Annotated in this window: 17 protein-coding genes; all 17 read right to left on the bottom strand. The window is 57.9% G+C overall.

Annotated elements, in window-relative coordinates:
* Positions 1 to 14 precede the first annotated feature (14 nt).
* Positions 15 to 1,517 (bottom strand): glycosyltransferase, encoded by a 1,503-nt coding sequence (locus ACZ0AI_RS01305; RefSeq protein ID WP_463564212.1) that lies wholly within the window; start codon positions 1,515 to 1,517, stop codon positions 15 to 17.
* Positions 1,518 to 1,519: 2 nt separating this feature from the next.
* The gene (locus ACZ0AI_RS01300) at positions 1,520 to 2,803 is read right to left on the bottom strand and encodes an ATP-grasp domain-containing protein (RefSeq protein ID WP_463564211.1); all 1,284 of its coding nucleotides are present in this window, start codon (positions 2,801 to 2,803) and stop codon (positions 1,520 to 1,522) included.
* Positions 2,790 to 4,247 carry a CDP-glycerol glycerophosphotransferase family protein gene (locus ACZ0AI_RS01295; RefSeq protein ID WP_463564210.1) on the bottom strand — a complete coding sequence of 486 codons (1,458 nt, stop codon included), beginning with the start codon at positions 4,245 to 4,247 and terminating at the stop codon, positions 2,790 to 2,792. Before ACZ0AI_RS01295 ends, ACZ0AI_RS01300 begins: the two co-directional genes overlap by 14 nt.
* A gap of 104 nt (positions 4,248 to 4,351) precedes the next feature.
* The gene (locus ACZ0AI_RS01290; RefSeq protein ID WP_463564209.1) at positions 4,352 to 4,810 is read right to left on the bottom strand and encodes an adenylyltransferase/cytidyltransferase family protein; all 459 of its coding nucleotides are present in this window, start codon (positions 4,808 to 4,810) and stop codon (positions 4,352 to 4,354) included.
* A gap of 224 nt (positions 4,811 to 5,034) precedes the next feature.
* Complete coding sequence (flgL, locus tag ACZ0AI_RS01285) at positions 5,035 to 6,279, bottom strand: flagellar hook-associated protein FlgL (protein ID WP_463564208.1); 1,245 nt, start codon at positions 6,277 to 6,279, stop codon at positions 5,035 to 5,037.
* A 165-nt stretch (positions 6,280 to 6,444) separates the two neighbouring features.
* Positions 6,445 to 8,484: a flagellar hook-associated protein FlgK gene (gene flgK, locus ACZ0AI_RS01280; protein WP_225830912.1), complete on the bottom strand. Its 2,040-nt coding sequence runs from the start codon at positions 8,482 to 8,484 to the stop codon at positions 6,445 to 6,447.
* Positions 8,485 to 8,490: 6 nt separating this feature from the next.
* Positions 8,491 to 9,708, bottom strand: coding sequence for a flagellar assembly peptidoglycan hydrolase FlgJ (gene flgJ, locus ACZ0AI_RS01275; protein ID WP_225830910.1), 1,218 nt, complete (start codon positions 9,706 to 9,708; stop codon positions 8,491 to 8,493).
* Positions 9,709 to 9,720: 12 nt separating this feature from the next.
* The gene (locus tag ACZ0AI_RS01270) at positions 9,721 to 10,824 is read right to left on the bottom strand and encodes a flagellar basal body P-ring protein FlgI (protein WP_269432928.1); all 1,104 of its coding nucleotides are present in this window, start codon (positions 10,822 to 10,824) and stop codon (positions 9,721 to 9,723) included.
* Between the two features lie 5 nt (positions 10,825 to 10,829).
* Positions 10,830 to 11,543, bottom strand: coding sequence for a flagellar basal body L-ring protein FlgH (gene flgH / locus ACZ0AI_RS01265; RefSeq protein WP_463564207.1), 714 nt, complete (start codon positions 11,541 to 11,543; stop codon positions 10,830 to 10,832).
* Positions 11,544 to 11,604: 61 nt separating this feature from the next.
* A complete protein-coding gene (flgG, locus tag ACZ0AI_RS01260; protein WP_463564206.1) occupies positions 11,605 to 12,390 on the bottom strand; it encodes a flagellar basal-body rod protein FlgG in 786 nt (261 codons plus the stop codon).
* 47 nt (positions 12,391 to 12,437) lie between these two features.
* A complete protein-coding gene (locus tag ACZ0AI_RS01255; protein ID WP_463564205.1) occupies positions 12,438 to 13,178 on the bottom strand; it encodes a flagellar basal body rod protein FlgF in 741 nt (246 codons plus the stop codon).
* Between the two features lie 196 nt (positions 13,179 to 13,374).
* Positions 13,375 to 14,856, bottom strand: a complete 1,482-nt coding sequence (locus ACZ0AI_RS01250; protein WP_463564204.1) for a flagellar hook protein FlgE — start codon at positions 14,854 to 14,856, stop codon at positions 13,375 to 13,377.
* Between the two features lie 43 nt (positions 14,857 to 14,899).
* Positions 14,900 to 15,574 carry a flagellar hook assembly protein FlgD gene (gene flgD / locus ACZ0AI_RS01245; RefSeq protein WP_463564203.1) on the bottom strand — a complete coding sequence of 225 codons (675 nt, stop codon included), beginning with the start codon at positions 15,572 to 15,574 and terminating at the stop codon, positions 14,900 to 14,902.
* Positions 15,575 to 15,588: 14 nt separating this feature from the next.
* Positions 15,589 to 16,032 carry a flagellar basal body rod protein FlgC gene (gene flgC / locus ACZ0AI_RS01240; RefSeq protein ID WP_225830899.1) on the bottom strand — a complete coding sequence of 148 codons (444 nt, stop codon included), beginning with the start codon at positions 16,030 to 16,032 and terminating at the stop codon, positions 15,589 to 15,591.
* 11 nt (positions 16,033 to 16,043) lie between these two features.
* Positions 16,044 to 16,454, bottom strand: coding sequence for a flagellar basal body rod protein FlgB (gene flgB, locus ACZ0AI_RS01235; protein ID WP_463564202.1), 411 nt, complete (start codon positions 16,452 to 16,454; stop codon positions 16,044 to 16,046).
* A gap of 284 nt (positions 16,455 to 16,738) precedes the next feature.
* Positions 16,739 to 17,566: a protein-glutamate O-methyltransferase CheR gene (gene cheR, locus ACZ0AI_RS01230; RefSeq protein WP_463564201.1), complete on the bottom strand. Its 828-nt coding sequence runs from the start codon at positions 17,564 to 17,566 to the stop codon at positions 16,739 to 16,741.
* Between the two features lie 107 nt (positions 17,567 to 17,673).
* Positions 17,674 to 18,612 carry a chemotaxis protein CheV gene (locus ACZ0AI_RS01225; RefSeq protein ID WP_225830894.1) on the bottom strand — a complete coding sequence of 313 codons (939 nt, stop codon included), beginning with the start codon at positions 18,610 to 18,612 and terminating at the stop codon, positions 17,674 to 17,676.
* Between the last annotated feature and the right edge of the window lie 59 nt (positions 18,613 to 18,671).

Genomic DNA, 18,671 nt, shown 5'->3' with positions numbered 1-18,671 from the left:
GGCTACACGTGCACTCATTCGACGGCCCTTCTTACGCCGATACCACCCAACATTTCATCGAATCCCACCTGCCAGCCACCCTGCACGACGAGCGGCAGCGCGCGCCAAGCTGGCTCGGCGACAAGCGCGCGGCCAATGCGGTAATGCCCCCTGCGACCGGCGTGACAGTAGTCCAGCACCAGACCATAGCGCTCCCCTCTCGTGTCGAGCTTATGTAGATCCAACGAGAACACGTGGATATGCTGGTGCTTGCGCCCGATCGAAACGAAAGCGAAGCCGCCGTTGCCCTCCATAGAGAGCAATGTCAGCTCGACACTGCAGTTGGCCATGATTGCGTCGTGCAGTTCTAGCTCGAGTATCAGCGTCCTACCCTTGGCGTACACTCGGCCCATCCGGAAGAACCCGATGCTGGGGAAATCGATGTGCAACAGTTCGCGCTCGAGGTCTAAACCACCATCCTCGATGGGGTCGGCCCAGTAGCATCTGCCATCCGTTCCCTGCTTGACCCGACCATTCATCGGCAAGGCCAGCGCACGGCAAAATCCGTCGATATCGCCCCTGCTCAACAGGTGCAGATAGAGCGCACGGCGCACACCCAGCGCGTGCCAGTCGAATTCGCCGAACAACACCAGCAGGCGCTGCATGCCGGCGAGAAATACCTCACGCAAGGCCGGCGAAGCAACAAGACCACTGGCCACATGCAAGGCACGTTGCAGGTTCTGCAGGGCTATAAGACGACGGTACTCATCAGCACCGGCAATATCATCGAACTGCTCCCACTCGATCGCAATGGAGCGCACCCGGTCGTCAAAATTGGCCGCAGCGGCCTTGTTCTGGGTGATTGACAGTGCTGTTGCTGTGTCCCGGCTGCGCCAGAGATAAACCAGATCGGGAAGGATCACCGTTCGGCGGCTCAGGTAATAGGCACAGTGTACGAACGGCCGGTCTGCGTAGAGCAGGCCGGGAACCATGCCCAGCCCGTGCCGTCGCAAGAAGTCCAGACAAAAAACCTTGTTCCAATAGAAGCCGTCCTCGGTCAAGTCAGGGAACTGAGCAACGGACTCAACAACGCGCGCGCGGCACCACACGAAAGGCTCGTAGAGCAGCGAGGTTGTAGACATGCGCCCATTGACCAGACGGGCGGCCCGCCCGACTACGATATCCGCTGAGGTCGCCAGAGCTTTCGCCATCATCAGTTGGTAGCCATCAGGGGTGACTAGGTCGTCGGAGTCGACCAGTGCAACATAGGCGCCACGGGCCAAAGAGATACCCAAATTGCCGGATACTGCGCCGCCTTCATTGGCCTTGGTGATGCACCGAAACTCCGCATGCTCTGCTTCGTAGGCCCGGCAGATAGACAGGCTATCATCGGTACTAGCATCGTCGATGGCAATGATTTCGATAGGGCGGTAGCGCTGTTGCAACAGCGAGTCGAAACAGGCTGGCAGGTACTCGGCGGTGTTGTAGACAAGCACCACGATGGATAGCAGCGGCTGCACCGCTGATGAGGCATCCATGCTCAGCACCGCCAGTCCAGCAACTGCTCAACGGCGTCGATATCAAACACCGGGATACCGAGATTCAGACTGACATCAAGACGCTCGCGGTAGGAGTCGTCAATGAACAATGCAGGGCGACCGCGTTCTATCACGGCGCTTTTCGGCGAGCCGTCGCTGATGTGGATAATGCGCGAGAAAACCTCGTGCGCAATTCTGTAGCGCTTCAGTGTTTCTCGCGGGCAGCGGTTATGCCGCGTTACCAGGACGATATCGATATCACGGGACAACCACTGGTAGAGCAAGGCAGCGATGGTCGGATGAACGCAGCCACCCACGATAAGCGTGTCGTCAAGATCTAGGTAGACCGTGTCGTAGACGTGCTCCACCCGAAAACGATTACCCAGGGCCCGATCCAGGCGAATAGGAAAGTGTTGGCCCATTACCGAGAAGGCCAGCCCAAGATAGGCGTAGATAGTGAGCAGCGGATAATTAACGCCAAGGTTGCGCGATAAGGCCATGGAGCCCGCGATACGCGGTGCTATTTCCATCAGCTTGTAGAGTCCCTGTACGTCTTTCTTGATCTGGAAGAACCAGGCGCCCTGCAGACACAGGGCTTCACTGATACGCCCGGCAATGACGTCTATTGCCTCGTCAAGCGGGACGAGCTGCGTACTGACGCTAATTCCTGATTTGACCCGCACCCGCTCCCGCGCAAAGGCATTAAGCAGGACACCGGCATGATCAGAGATGCAGTCCACCGTATACTCGGCGCCTGGCAAGTACTCCGAGAACACGTATTCCACCCCACAGGCCAGCAACTGCTGGTGTCTCCCTGCGTCGTGCACAATCTCGGCACCTTGGGAGCCCTGACCGACGGCAGGCTTGGCGAAAATCGGATAAGCATCGATGTCCTCTCCTACAGTCTGCGGAATGAACGCATCACCGGCGAAGAACGCATAAGTGGCATTCTTGTTACGACAGACCCGCGCCACTTGGGCGTCCGGCACGGCGACCCGGGCCCTCACCTCGGAACGGCGCTCGGCGAGCTCAAGCACCACACTGTCGTGCGCAGGCAGTACGATATCAATCTGCCACTCGTCGATTAGCCCGTTCAACTGCTCGATGAAGTCCTTCGAGTCAACCTTCGCAGCAATTTCCCGGTAACGCGCGTAGACATACTCGCCGTGATCGGCTACAGACGACACACCGTGCAGTCGGATCGCCTTGTTGTGCTTGAGGGCAGTGTGGATCTCCAGGCCGATCTCAGAGCCGCAGGGGAAAACCAGTACATTAATCACCGCCACGACTGCCCCCGAAAAGCGTATCGATAACCCTGCCAGAGACCTGACCGTCATTCAGCGAGCAGAATCGCTGCTGGAATGCACGATACTTCTCACTATACGTCTCGGTCACCCCCTGAAGGTTATTGAGCAAGGCAACCAATCGCTCCGTGGACTCCACAATCGGACCAGGCAACTCCTTGTGCACATCCAGATAGAAACCACGGAGGTCTTCGGCATAGAGCGCAAGATCGTAGCAATAGAAAAGAATAGGTCGGCCGGTGACCGCGAAATCAAAGAATACCGAGGAATAATCGGTGATCAGCACATCGGCGACAACGCACAGCTGACTGATGTCGTCGATGTGCGACAGGTCTATAACATTGTGGGGCAGTGACCTTGGGTCGAGAGACTCTGATACCAAGTGGTGGGCTTTGATCAGCAGTACGTGGTCAGTCGGTAGCCCCTGGGAAACAACATCCAACTCCAGTTGCAGGTCGAGCGCGTACTGCCAGTCGCCGATCGGCTTGTTATCCCTCCAAGTCGGCGCATAAAGGACAAAGCGCTTATTGGCCGGCAGGCCGAGCGCTTCGACCCGCCGGATCCTGTTTAACTCAGGGTCGAGCAGTGGATCCGTCAGTGGGTAGCCGGTTTCGAGAATTGCCCCCCGATAGCGGAAGGCCCGCCGAAATATATCCGTCGAATAGACATTGGCACTGAGCAGAACGCTCCAGGCGCCAGACTCCTTGTAAAAATTCTCGCGAGAATCGACCTGTGGCCTCTCGACATCGAATGCGATCTTCTTCAGCGGTGTGCCATGCCAAGTCTGGATGTACAGCGTTTCAGCCTTCTTGCCGTGTACCGAGAAGATCACGTTATTGACCCTGAACCTGGCTTGGGCCAGGTAGCGGTAATAATCAGGCGAACGGCGGTTGACCAGTATAGGATCACCGGGAATCGTCTGGTCGCCATCATAGGACCAGACGCAGCGCAGGTCCGGCCTTTGTTTAAGCAGCGCCTCGTAGATGTAGCGCGGATTCCCAGCATAGGCTTTGCCAAGAAAGCTCTCGAAAAACACCAGATCTTCGATCAGCGGCAACTGTTCCAAGTAGCGCGGATAGAGCTCCCTGGCATTCTCCGCGGCGACCATTCTGGCGTGTCGCTCACTTTCGGCAACAAAAAGAGCCAAAGAACCCGCACTTTCCGTCAGGTAGCAGGAAACACCATGCCTCGCGACCTGCGCGCAGAAAAAGTGGCGATCTTCGTTGCGCGGAACACTCGCCCCTGACAGCAAGGCGTTATGCACCTCTACTTGGGCGCTTTCGATACGCAACCGTACGTCCCATCGCGACTCCCGCGCCGCAATGGCGGATACAGGGATGTCGACGACTAACATACCTTCGTCCTGATGCGCCTCGAAGATGCACTGCGTTTTGTCGCTACGACGAACCAGCACAAGGCTGTACATACAACGATGTTCCACATTGTGCGAACCGAAAACGACGCGCAAACACTCCTGCTCAAGCAGGCACAATTGCATCGCCAGCGGAATCTGGCCAGTAGGGCACGTTGTCAATCGAACCCCCGCTGCAAGGACTTCAGCAGGCTCATCATATGAGCGATCTCATGTTCGCTGGAAAGCAGCCGACCCAGTGAATCGCGTAGCTCTGTTGACGAAACACCACTTGTCCTTTTCAGGTAGACCACTTCGCAATAGGCTTTCAACGAATCAAACTTTCCCGCCCAGTCGTCCCCCATCACGAACGTATCAACATGGTGCCGGCGGATATCGTCAGGTTTCTGCTGCCAATCATCTTCGGCAATGACTAGATCGACAAACCTGAGCGACTCGATAATTTCCTTGCGCTCCACGTAGGGGATTAAGGCTTTCTTACCTTTGCGCTCATTGAACTCGTCGGTCGAGACAGCGACTATGATCCGGTCTCCAAACTCAGCCATGCGCTTGAGCAACTTTAAATGCCCGACATGAAACATATCGAAGGTGCCATAGGTAATCACCGTCTTGCTCATCAAGATAACCTTACTCACACCACGGAAGTAATTGAACCGTTCAATGTAAAACTCATTACGGCCACCTGATACTAAAAATGAGCATATCGATCATTTGCACGTCATTAGAGAATCAACTCGCGAGGACATTTAAATAAAAAACCACTAGATAACAAGAAAAACTAAAAACTCTTACATCAGAATTATTAATAATAATATAAACAGATTATTATCACTTTTTAAAATCATAGTTTATTAAACAAATTCAAGCTACTAACCTTCACATAACTCTGCTGTGCAGCCTCGAGAATCAATGTCTGGAACGACAAGCGCGATAGCGCTTCAGGATAATCCAATTCACGCAAATCAGCCTGAACCGACTTGTTCACCAGCCCCACGTCTTCGTTGTCGGCAAGCGTACTTTCGACCACATTCAACCGCGCGCCTATCGCGCCGCGCGTGCTGTCGACCGTGATGCTGGCATGCGACAGGTTGGTGATCGCCTGAGCCACGGCATCTCGTACTACGCGGCCACCCTCTGTGGTTGCAGGTGCTTCCTCAAGAGATCTGCGTAGGTTGGCGATGGTATCGAGCACGCCCTGCTTCTGGCGATTAGGGTCGGATGTCACAGTGACCGTATCACCTGCAGCCGGAGCTCCGTCGAAATTAATCACTACGCCGCGGAAAACCAACTTATCAGTAGTGTCGGGATTCTCATCCATGGATCCTGTAGCGAGCGCAGGCGTAGTGGTTCCGGCGGCAAAGATCTCATAGCTGGTGGCATCGGGGTTACCGAACAGGATGTCGACACCATCGTCAGGAAACGCAGGTGTGCCACTGAACGCCACCTCATCCTGTACCAAAGGCGTCGAAGCACGCAGAGTCGAGCCTGGCTGCGCAGTGATGTCCGCATCCAGACGACCAGCATTGGTGACGTTCTGGAACACCTTCTTGCCGTTATCACTGATCGCCACGTTCAGGGAACTGGCGATCTCCAGCTTGCGCTGCCCTTCATCGCCTTGATAGGAATACGTGCCGTCGGCGTTACGAGTGAAAGGTTCAGCCTTGCCCTGAAAACCGGAGAACAGGTACTCACCGCGGGCGTTCTTGGTGTTCATCAGGCCCAGCAATTCGTCTTCACGCTCGCGTAGCTCGGCGGCAATGGACTTACGGTCGTCACCGCTCAAGCCACCATTACCAGCTTGCACAGCCAGTTCCTGGACACGCAGAAGCACAGTATTGACCGAGTTCAGTGTCACCTCTTCTTGGTTCAAGCTGTTCTTCGCTGCCGCCAGGTTGTCGTTGTACTGAGTCAGCACATTCTGCTGCTGCTCGAGCTGCAGCAAGCGCACCGACGCGACCGGGTCATCCGCGGGCGTGAGGATGCGGTTGCCGGTGCTGATCTGTTCCTGAGTGCGTATGGCATTGGCGTAGTTGCGCTGCAGGCCTTGCACGCCGTTGTTGAACGCCTGAAGAGTGGAAATGCGCATAGCAGCCTCGTTTTTTCTAGCGGTGACTGGCGTTTACCAGAACCGCACCCTCTTGGGGATTTGTTCACCATCTGGCCATTGCTGGATGGTTGAAACGGATCATCTGTAATTCAGTGCTTGGTCGCGTTGACCGCTGGTGGACTGAAGCCCACCCTACTTCCACGCTTACCTGAATGCCCCGATCAGGGTATCGAACAAAGAGCGCGCAACTTGAATCACCTGGGCCGACGCGTTGTAGTACTGCTCGAACTTGATCAGGTTGGCCGCCTCTTCATCCAGGTTGACCGCTGACAGCGAGTCACGGTTGTCCTGCGCCTGCTTGAGGATAGCAGTGGTTGCCTCGCTGTCCTGCCGGGCCTGAGCGGTCAGCGTGCCGACGCGCTCGATCAGATCACCGTAACTGTCTGTGAAACTGGAGCCGGTGGCAATGCCCGTTACGGTGGGATCGACGCCGACCACCTGCTTGTTCTGCAGGCCAACCAGAGCCAAGGCGTTACGGTTGTCCGAGACACCATTCTGGTTGAAGGCGATATCGAAACGGTCACCGTTTTCCGGGCGGCCGCTGACGCTCATGTTGACGCTGGTGCCATCGGCCAGGGTCAGTTGATAGTTGTTCTGCTGGCCCGGCTCGAAGAGCGGGGTCGGCGCCGGAGTGATCGGCTGCCCCTTGTTATCGACGCGGGTCAGCGTCGCACCCGCCGGCAAACCGTTGAAACCACCCGCAGCCGAATCGTAAGTCAGCGTCAGCGGAGGGAATGCAGCTTGCAAAGCTGCCGGGTTGATATTGCTACCTGTGGATTGCAGCGTCGGCTGACTGATCACACCGTTGCCGCGGTTCTGCAGATTGGCCTCGGCGCGAATCGGCGCAGCGAACGCCAACTGATCAGCCTGATCCAGCACGGTAGAAATGGTCGAGGCACCAATGCGTGTCGGCTGCAACACGAACGAATCACCGGCGGCCGGTGCGGGCGTGCCGACAACGATCTGGAAACCCTGGCTGCGCCCGGCGCTATCCTGAAAGCTCAGGGTACCGGGTGGGTTCTGCGTCACGGTCATCGACTGGTTGTCGCTCAAGCGCCGTGCCGTGTAATTGCTACCGTCGAACTCCAGCCGATAGTCGCTGGTGGTCAACAACGAACTGTTGCTGATGTTCAGGATCGGTGAGGCATTGCTGCTGTTGTTGGCAGACGGCAACACCCGCAAGCGGGCCAGTGACTCTTCATTGAAATCGCCAAACAGCTTGGTGCCGACCTGTCCTTTCAGATCCAGGCCTTGCCCCAATTGGCTGTTGACCTGATCACTCACCGCCAACGCCAGACGCCCCAGTGAATTGAAGGTGGTATCCAGCACCTCCTCGCGATAACGCAAGATACCGCCCAGCTCCCCGCCAGTAACCTGCGTGGTGATGGTCTGCCGCGCGGCACCGACGATGAACTGTATCTCGGAGCGATTCGGATCGTTGGTGCCGGGTACCACTTCCAGGCGGGCAGCACTGTTGCCGATTACCAGCGGCTGACCAGAGCCGATGAAGACGTTCTGCGTGCCATCGTTCTGCGCCACGACATTGACGCCGATAAAGGTCGACAGCTGGCGTACGGCCTCTTCACGGGCATCGAGCAGGTCATTGGGCTGACTGCCATTGGATTGCGCGATCGCGATGGATTCGTTGAGGCTGGCGATGGAGCCGGAAAGCCGATTGATCTGCTCGGTGACCGCGCCCATCTGTTTGTTGGCGAAACTGTTCTGTTCGCTCAAACGGTCGTAAACCGTATTGAAGCGCCTGCTCAACCCCTCGGCCTCCGACAGCACCAGCTGCCGCGCAGGCACATTGGAAGGGTCTTCGGCTGCGGTCTGCAGGGCCGAGAAGAACTTCTGCAATGATGGGGTGACACCCGTGGTGGTACCGGCCAACAGCGAATCCAACTGATCGATCTGGCTCTTGTAGGCCGCCACATCACTGCTCAACGAGGTACTGCTGCGCAGTGAGGTGGTCAGGAACTCGCTGTAGCTGCGACGGATGTCGACCAGCGAAGTGCCGGAGCCGATATAGCCCGCCCCGCTGAACTGCGGAGTACGCGTGGCCTGAATGGTGTCCTGACGAGAGAACCCCGGCGTGTTGATATTGGTGATGTTGTGGCCGGTGACCGCCAGCGAGGTCTTGTTCGCCGACAGGCCCGACAGGCCAATGCTCAGTAAGTCAGCCATGCTTCATCATCCCTTGTTCGAGGGCGCGCCGTTGGCGGCGATCATCTGGTAGGTCGACAGTTTGCGAGCGATCTGCGACACCTTCTTGGCGTACTGCGGATCGGTGGCATAGCCGGCTTTCTGCAGCTCACGGGCGAACTGCTCGGGGTTGGCGGTCGAACTCAGGGCCTTTTCATAACGGCCGTTGTTCTGTAGGAAGCTCACGTAGTCTTCGAAGCTGTGGGCATAGGATTCGTAGGCGCGAAACGATGCGGCTTCCTTCACCGGCTTGCCGTTCTGGTATTCGGTGGTCATCACCCGCGCGGAATCGCCGTCCCAGCTGTTGTGGGTCTTGATACCGAACAGGTTGTGGCTGCTGCTGCCATCGCCTTGCTTGATGATCGATTTACCCCAGCCGGTTTCCAATGCTGCCTGGGCGACCAGATAGCGAGGGTCGACGCCCAGCTTGGCCGCAGCCTTCTCGGCCATCGGCAGCATGGTTTCCATGAATTCCTTGGACGACTTGAACGTCGTGCGACTGGCAATTGCCTCACTGCCATTGATGTCCAGACGACGTTCAGCAGGCGCTGCGTAGGCTTTGGCGGGTAGCCAGTCACCCTTGGCCAGCGGCTTGCCGACCGCATCGCCTGCTGGGGTGCCAGCAGCGGTAGCAGCCGTGACCGCCTCAGCGCCCGGTACGATACCGGCCTGGATCCGCTGTGCCAGTTTGCCCGGCAGTGACAGGCGGCGCTGGTTGAGCAGCGCCATGTCGTTGCGCTCACCGTCAGCCGAGCCCTGAGCCTTTTCGACCTGAATCGGCGCAGCGGCCTCTTCAGTGCGAGCCAGCGGTTTGCTCGGCGCAGCGGGCACCGGTGCGTCGACCTGGGCGAACGGATTGGGCCGATCGCTGACGTTGCGCATCTTCGACATCTGCCGCGCCATCACGTCGGCCAGGCCGATACCGTTCTTGTTGCCGGCCATGGTCACGGACAGCTGCTGGTCGTACATGTCCTGGTAGGTCTTGGCCTCGTTGCTGTTCATGAAGTTGCCTTCACCGAACACTTCGTTGGCCGAGCGCATGGTCTTGAGCATTTCATTGAGGAACAGCGACTCGAACTCCTTCGCGACCTTGCGAATGTTCTCCTCATTGTCGCCGCCAACCTTGAATTGGTTGAGGCGATTGAGATCGGTATAGGCGCCGCTATCGAGGGTGGTGGTGCCGGCGGCCGCGAGTCGAGTATCCATGTCCCGTTCCTTTTAAATCACGATCAGGTCGGCCTGCAGAGCGCCAGCTTGCTTAAGCGCCTCCAGGATGGCCATCAGATCGGAAGGTGCAGCGCCCACCTGGTTCACCGCACGCACGATCTCGTCGAGAGTGGTGCCCGGGCCGAACTTGAACATCGGTTTCATTTCTTCGTCGGCACCGACACGCGAACGCGGCACTACCGCGGTCTCGCCGCCGGACAGCGCACCCGGCTGGCTGACGATCGGGTCTTCGGTGATGGTTACCGTCAGGCTGCCGTGGGTGACGGCAGCAGGCTGCACGCGCACGTTCTGGCCGATCACGATGGTGCCGGTACGCGAGTTGATGATCACCTTGGCCACCGCCTGGCCGACGTCCACCTCAAGGTTCTCGAGGATCGACAGATAATCGACGCGCTGGCTCGGATCGAGCGGCGCGCTGACGCGAATCGAGCCACCGTCGAGCGCCTGAGCCACACCTGGGCCGAGAAGCTCGTTGATGTGATCGACGATGTTCTTGGCCGTGGTGAAGTCCGGGCGATTGAGGTTCAGGGTCAGCGTATTGCCCTGATCGAAACCACTCGGCACCGGACGTTCAACCGTGGCGCCACCCGGAATACGGCCGGCTGACGGCACGTTGACGGTGATGCGCGAGCCATCCGCGCCACTGGCATCGAAACCGCCCACTACCAGGTTGCCCTGGGCGATTGCGTAGGTGTTGCCGTCGATGCCCTTGAGCGGCGTCATCAGCAGGCTGCCGCCGCGCAGGCTCTTGGCATTACCGATGGAGGAAATGGTGATGTCGATGGTCTGCCCGGGCTTGGCGAACGGCGGCAGGTCGGCATGGATCGACACCGCGGCGACGTTCTTCAATTGCACGTTGCCGCCTTCCGGCACCTTGATACCGAACTGCGCCATCATGTTGTTGAAGGTCTGCACGGTGAATGGCGTCTGGGTAGTCTGGTCGCCGCTGCCATTGAGGCCCACGACCAAGCCGTAACCGATCAACTGGTTACTACGCACGCCCTGGATACTGGCCAGATCCTTGAGCCGCTCGGCTTGAGCGGTCGAGGCCAGCAGCAGCGCTGCAACGGTGATGATCCATTTGCGCATGATCATGAACCTCAGAACGGCCACAGTGGGCTGACGAAAAAGCGATCCAGCCAACCTGGCTGACTGGCATCGGCGAACGCGCCAGTACCGGAATAGGTGATGCGTGCATCGGCAATACGGGTCGAAGCCACGGTGTTGTCACGGGCGACGTCGTCGGAGCGAACCAGCCCGGCGATGCGCACCAGCTCGTCACCGGTATTAAGAGTCATCCACTTCTCACCGCGCACCACCAGCAAACCATTGGGCAGCACTTCGGCGACGGTCACAGTGATCGAGCCGGTCAGGCTGTTGCTCTGCCCGGCCTGGCCGGAGCCGCTGGTGTCACGCTGGGCGCCGTACTGAGCGCTGAGCCCCAGGTTCTCGGCCTTCAACGGGTTGAGGCTGGAGCTGGGGTTGTCGATCGATACGCCACCGCCGAACAACGACGTCAGACCGATGTTGGCGTTACTGTCCTTGGACATCTGCGAGCTAGCGTTCTTACTGGCCTGCATACGCTCGCTGAGGCTGATGGTGATGACATCGCCCACGCGGAAGGCCTTGCGGTCGCCGTACAGGTTGTTCTCGAACCCCGACTGGAAGATCGAGCCATTGTTCTGCGCGGCCGGCAGCGGTGTACGCGGCAGCACAGGTGCGTAGTACGGATCGTTGGGCTTGGCGGCAGGCGCCACGCAGCCACTCAGCACTACGCTGCCGAGAATCGAGAACACACACACCAAGCGGTTCATAACCACTACCTCACAGCGTTCAGGCGTATCAGGGGTGAGCTGCTGCCCTACCCCACGTTTCTTAAAGGTTCTGCGTAATGAAGGACAGCATCTGGTCAGCGGTGGAGATGACCTTGGAGTTCATCTCGTAGGCGCGCTGGGTGGTGATCATGTTGACCATCTCCTCGACCACGCTGACGTTGGAGTTCTCCAGGGTGTTCTGCAGGGTCGTGCCCAAGCCATTGAGGCCGGGCGTTCCCACCAGAGGTGCACCACTGGAGGCGGTCTCCAGGAACAGGTTGTTACCGATCGCCTCCAGCCCCGCCGGGTTGATGAAGTCGGTGATCTGGATGTTGCCGACGATCTGCGGCTGTGGGTTGCCGGTGGTCGTCACCGAAGCGGTACCGTCCTCACCCACGGTGAAGGTACGCACTTCCGGTGGCAGCACGATGGCTGGCTCCAGCGCGAAACCCTGGGACGTCACGACCTGGCCATCCGAGTTCAGGTGGAAGCTGCCGTCACGGGTGTAGGACACCGTGCCGTCGGGCATCAGCACCTGGAAGAAGCCGCGGCCGTTGATCGCCATGTCCATCGGCTGCTCGGTGGTCTGCAGGCTGCCAGCGGTAAAAATCTTCTGGGTGCCGTTGATGCGCACACCGGTACCGAGCTGCAGGCCGGACGGCAGTTGGCTGTCCTGGCTGGACTGGCCGCCGGGCTGGCGACGGATCTGATAGAGCAAATCCTCGAACTCGGCGCGATCGCGCTTGAAACCCGTCGTTGAAACGTTGGCCAGGTTGTTGGAAATGGTCGTCAGGTTCATGTCCTGAGCCGACAGGCCGGTCTTGGCGACCCAAAGTGCCGGAAGCATAGCGATTCTCCTCGGGCGCCGGATTCATGGCGCCGCGCGTGTGGTTATCAGGTCATCTGCAAGACACGCGCCATGGCGGTGTCGTTGTCTTCTGCGGTACGCATCATTTTCACCGACAGTTCGAACTGCCGGGACAGCGCCAGAATCGAGGTCATCTCCTCGACCGCATTGACGTTGCTGGACTCAAGGAAGCCTGAGGTAATCTGCACGGTGGCGTCCATTTCCGGCGGCTGCGGGCCGTTGAAACGAATCATGCCGTCGCTGCCCTTCTGCATCTGTTTGAGATCAGGGTTCACCAGCCGCAAGCGATCGACCTCGGCCAGCACGTTGGGCGCCTCGCCAAGGGCACGAATGCTGATGGTGCCATCCTGGCCGATCTCGATCTTCTGCTCAGGCGGCACGGCGATCGGCCCAGCATTGCCCATTACCGGCATACCATTGCCGGTACGCAGCATGCCCTGGGCATCAACGTTCAGGCTTGCGGTACGCACGTAGGCTTCGGTGCCATCAGGTGCCTGCACAGCCAACCAGCCCTTGCCACCAATCGCGACATCCAGGTCACGGCCGGTTTCCTGCAGGGAGCCCGGAGTGAAATCGGTACCTGGCCGCTCGCTCATGGCGAATACGCGCGACGGCTGGGTCTCGCCAAAAATCGGCATCGCCCGCGCTTGCTCGAAATCACGGCGAAAACCGCTCGTGGAGATGTTCGCCAGATTGTTGGCGTGGGCACGCTGGGCCAACGTATTGTTGTGGGCACCAGTCATGGAGACGTACAGCATCTTGTCCATGTTTCCTCCGAGGTGGGGCAACTCGCCCGCGACTCTGACAAGAGCTGAAAAGCAATTGGCGTGCCACAATCTTTAAATCAGGATAAGCACCTGTTTTTATTGGAATTATAGAAACAACACAGGCTCCCGAAGGAGCCTGTAATTTGTCGTTTGGCGAGTTGTTGCCGCTAGCGGCAACAACTCCCTGACGCATGCATCAACGCAGGTTGATGATCGTCTGCGTGATGGCGCTCTCGGTCTCGATGGTTTTGGCGTTGGCCTGGTAGTTACGCTGGGCAACGATCAGGTTGACCAGTTGCTCTGACAACTCGACGTTGGAGTCTTCCAGCGCACCGGACTGCAAAGTACCCAGCGTGCCACTCTTCGGCGTACCGATGACCGGCTCGCCAGATGCCGACGACTGAACCCAGGCCGTTTTGCCGACCGGTGTAAGCCCCTGCATATTGGCGAAGTTAGCCAATACTAGCTGGCCCTGAACCTTGGTTTGGCCATTGGTATAGCGAGCAAAGAGCACACCGGTCTCATCAATTTCAAGGCCCGACAACTCACCTGTGCTGTAGCCGTCCTGCACGACCTTGGCAACCGAGAACGTGCTGTTGTACTGCGAAGAACCGCGGAAATCGAACTTCACCGCCGCACTGGCCTCGGAGCCGTTGGCGGCCCAGGTGGTGCCTTCGGCATTGGTGGGTGCCGCCGGAATCCAGCCGTTCATGCTGATGGTGCCGTCGGGGTTCAGCGACAACCCTGTGCTCAGGCCAGTCGCATCGATAGTCTGCAGTTTACCGGCAGCGTCGAAGCTCACGGCAGCCGAAAGCGGCTGAGTGTTGGTCGGATCCAGCGGGTTCCGGCCGTCGACCAGAATCTTCATGTCCCAGCTATTGGCACCGGTCTTCACAAAGTACTGGGTGAAGGAGTGAGCATTGCCCTGAGCATCATAAATATTCACCGACGTCGATCGGTTGTAACTGGTCGGATCCGCCGGGTTGAAAGAGGCGTTGGCCGCAGTGGAGCCCGCAGTAGCGCCCGCTGCATTCGCGGCCGCAAGCTCTGCTGGTGTGGCTGCCGCAGTCGCAGCCGCGATCTCAGCAGGAGTCGGGTTGGGGTTACCCGGCAACAGTGAACCATTGAAGGCCGTTTGGTAGGCGCCGTCATAGGCACTCTGCCGCAGCACTGGAACGGTTTCAGTCGAGTTCAGGTTGAACGGCTGAGTAATCGTACCCGTCGCCCGCGGCGCCTGGCTGGACGTCTCCACACGGAGGTTGCCGATGATGCCGTTCTGCAGATTACCGTTGGCGTCTACCCCATAACCCTGCAGGTTATGCCCGAAGTTGTTGACGATGAAGCCTTCGCGGTCGGTACCGAAGTAACCGGCACGGGTATAGCTGATATCACCGTTGTTACTGGTACGGAAGAAACCGCTGCCATTGATGGCCAGATCCAGCGAGTTCTGCGTGTAGTTGATGTTGCCTTGGCTGAACAGCTGCGATACATCGCTGAGCAGCACCCCACTACCGATCGGGTTGGAGCCGCTGCTGAGCATCGACGAGGCATACAGGTCGGCGAACTCGGCACGCGACTGCTTGAAGCCAGCGGTACCGGCGTTAGCAATGTTGTTACCCGTCACGTTGAGGTCACTGGTCGCAGCGCGCAGGCCACTAAGACCGATATTGAACGACATGAAAAATCTCCTTGCCGAAAGCCCGGCAGTTACAGCCTGTTAATTACTGACCAATGACCTGCACCTGCGACAGCGGCACATTGCCAATACCCGCAAGATTGAGCATCAATTCGTTGCCACCCAGGGTGACGCTGTCGACGTTGGCCGGCAGCAAGGTGTAGAGCCCCTTGGTTTCATTGCCATAGGTCGCCTGTGCTTCGAACCTGTAAGTGCCCGGCTTCATCACATTGCCGCTGGAGTCCTTGCCGTCCCAGATGAAGCTCACGTTGCCAGCCTGCTGCTCACCCAGATTGATCCGGTTGACCACCGCACCGGCACTGTCATAAACGTTGACGTACACGTTGCTACTGCTGGTTGGCAGCACCGCACTGGCCTTGAAGCTTTCACTGGTATCGACCACCGCCTTGTCCACCGGCACGATCACCTTGCGACCGACCAGCGAAGAAGCCTGCAAAGCCTGGGAGGACTGATAGCCGGACAAAATGGTCTCCATGCTCGAGTTGAGCTTCTCAACCCCTTCCACAGTACTAAATTGCGCCAACTGCGCGATGAACTCGCCGTTGCCCTGAGGCTCTAGTGGGTTCTGGTTATTCAGCTGCGCCACCAGCAGGTTGAGGAACTGATCCTTGCCCAGCTCCTTGTTCTGTGTGGTGGAATCCTGCTTGACCTGATACTTGTCCAGTACCGAACTGGAGCTGACGCCATCAACAGTGCTCATTTCTCACTCCCGGCTCACTGACCCAAGGTCAGAACGCGCTGCATCATCTGTTTGGCGGTATTCATCATTTCCACGTTGGTCTGGAAGGCGCGACTGGCAGAAATCATGTCCGCCATCTCCTCGACCACGTTGACGTTGGGGTAATACACATAGCCGGCTTCGTCGGCGGCCGGGTGGTTAGGCTCGTAGCGTGGCATCAGACTGCTCTGATCCTCGACGATACCAAGCACCTGAACACCAGCACCCGACTGGTCCTGATCAGCGAACAGCGAGCCGTTTTCACCGCCCTGCGCCTGCTGAAACACGGTAGCGAACACCGGGTGACGCGCCCGATAAGTCTGATCGATGCTCGATGAGACCGATTCGGCGTTGGCGATGTTGCTGGAAATGGTATTCAGGCGAGTGCTCTGGGCACTCATGCCGGTTCCGGCGATATTGAAAACGCTGGTAAGTGACATATCGGGCTCCTTTATTCACCACGCAGGGCGCTGACGAGCCCTTTGAATTTACTGTTTAGCAGCGTGAAGCTGGCCTGGAAGGCCACCGCGTTCTCGGCATAATTGGCTTGTTCGAGCTGAGCATCGACAGTGTTCTGATCGATCGAAGGCGCAGTCGGTGTTCGATAGGCCAGCGCCGCATCGCCCATTGGCACGCCTTCTGCTGCGATATGGCGGCTATTCGTGGTTTTCAGCCCCGAATTACCGCTGCCGCCACTCTTCGCGGCCTGCTGGGCCAGCACGGAGGCGAAATCCAGATCCCGGGCCTTGTAGTTGGGGGTATCGGCGTTAGCCATGTTGTTGGCCAACACCTCGGCACGCTGAGCGCGGAAGCCCAATGCCTTCTCGTGAATGCCAAGTGCGCTATCGAAACTGATGCTCATCTCAGGAACCTTTGCCGTGGCGGCGAGCCTGTTTACTTACAAACATCACAGCAAGGCACGTGCCAATTTATTTTTTATCTTATAAATCAGCCTGATACGATAAAAACACAAGGCTCGGCAGATTCAAGCGGCAAAGCTTTTCCGCCGATTGGCAAGCTGGGAGCGGCAATTCAACCAAGGTTTGCCGCTTTTCTGACGCTGCAGTGACAGAACACTGTCGGGCAAGACGGGCCCGCAGAAATAAAAACGGGAGACCTAAGTCTCCCGTTTCTTGATTCCCCGAATCATTTAGCTTTGTAAATGATCCCAGGGCTGCACTGCACCATCTGGTATTTCTCCGGCAAGCCATTGAGGGCTTCGGATGCGCCGAGGAACAGATAGCCGCCTGGCTTGAGCATGGCGTGAATACGCGTGAGGATGTCCTTCTTCACCTCGGCGGAGAAGTAGATGAGTACGTTTCGGCAAAACACGATGTCGAATTTGCCGAGGCTGGCATAGCTGTCCAGCAAGTTCAGCGGCCGGAACTCGACTCGGCTCTTGATCGCGGGCTTGACCACCCAGCGCCCAGGCCCTTTGGGATCGAAGTAACGCTGCAAACGCTCCTGAGCAAGACCACGCCCCATTGCTAGGCTGTCGTACTCGCCTGTTTTGCAATTATTGAGCATGGTCGGCGACAGATCGGTGGCGACAATCTGAACACCGGCCTTTAGCTGACCGAGGTTGCTGCGCTCAAACTCATCGAGACTCATCGACAGCGAGTAAGGCTCCTGCCCTGACGAACAGGCTGCCGACCAGATACGTAGGCGCTGCCCAGGATACGCTTTCATAAGCTCAGGCAAGACGCGATTTTTGAGTACCTCGAAGGGATAGGCATCACGAAACCATAGGGTCTCGTTAGTCGTCATGGCATCGACCACCTGCTCGCGCAGACCACTACGTGGCTGAGTTTGCATACGCTGAACCAGTTCGCCCAGCGTCTTGATGCCGTTGGTCTCCATCAGCTTGTTCAGCCGACTGGAAACCAGGTACTGCTTATTGCTACCCAGTACGATGCCACAGGCTTTTTCCAGAAAGATCCGGAATTGCTCAAAATCCAAATTACCTGAAGACACTCGCGAAGCCTCGCCCATCTATGAAAGTCGAATACGGCAAGCGAGCCAATGCAAGCTTACCGATTTTGCCGCCAGCGCCCGGCCAAAAACACCAAGCGGCTCATACGTTATGCCGAGTGATCGCTCGACTTGATGCGTTCGACCACACGAGAAGCCAAATCGTCCGGACGAAATTTCGCCAGAAAATCGTTTGCACCCACTTTCTTCACCATCGCCTGGTTGAATACTCCGGATAGCGAAGTATGCAGGAGAATGTGCAGCTTCTGCATGCGCGGATCAGTGCGAATCGCCGCGGTGAGCGTATAGCCATCCATCTCAGGCATTTCAATGTCGGAGATGATCATCAATAGTTCCTGCTCCGGCGACTTGCCCTCATCCACCATCGCGCGTAGGAAATCCAGTGCCTGACGCCCGTCATTCAATGCAGTCACCTCGACGCCGACCGTCTGCAGACAACGCATCACCTGTTTACGCGCGACCGAAGAGTCATCGACGATCAGCACATGCTGACTGACCGCCTTGGTCTGGGTCTCAACGTCCACCACGCCAACGGAGATAACCTCGGAGGTCGGTGCTACTTCGGCGAGAATTTTCTCTACGTCGATGATTTCGACCAGCTTGTCATCCAGACGCGTTACTGCCGTCAGATAGTGATCGCGCCCTGCCCCCTTGGGCGGCGGGTGAATTTCTTCCCAGTTCATATTGACGATGCGCTCCACAGAGCGCACCAGGAAACCCTGCACCTTGGTGTTGTACTCAGTGATGATGACGAAGCTGCTCTGCAGATCACCACCCAACGGCCGTTTGCCTGTCGCCATGGACAGATCCAGAATCGGAATAGTGCCGCCGCGGATGCTCGCCACACCGCGAACCACCGGGCTCGACTTGGGCATGATGGTGAGTTTCGGGCATTGCAACACCTCCTTCACCTTGAAGACGTTGATCCCGTACAGCTGTGGGCCATCGAGACGAAACAGCAGCAGTTCTAGGCGATTTTGCCCAACCAGCTGAGTACGCTGGTTGACCGAATCCATCACACCGGCCATGTACGGGCTCCCATGATTCCAGTAACACATCAGATTTAGTTAGCGTAGCAGGCGGCACG

Source organism: Pseudomonas sp. AC355 (assembly GCF_979258205.1).
This window is presented reverse-complemented; position numbering and strand designations above follow the sequence as displayed.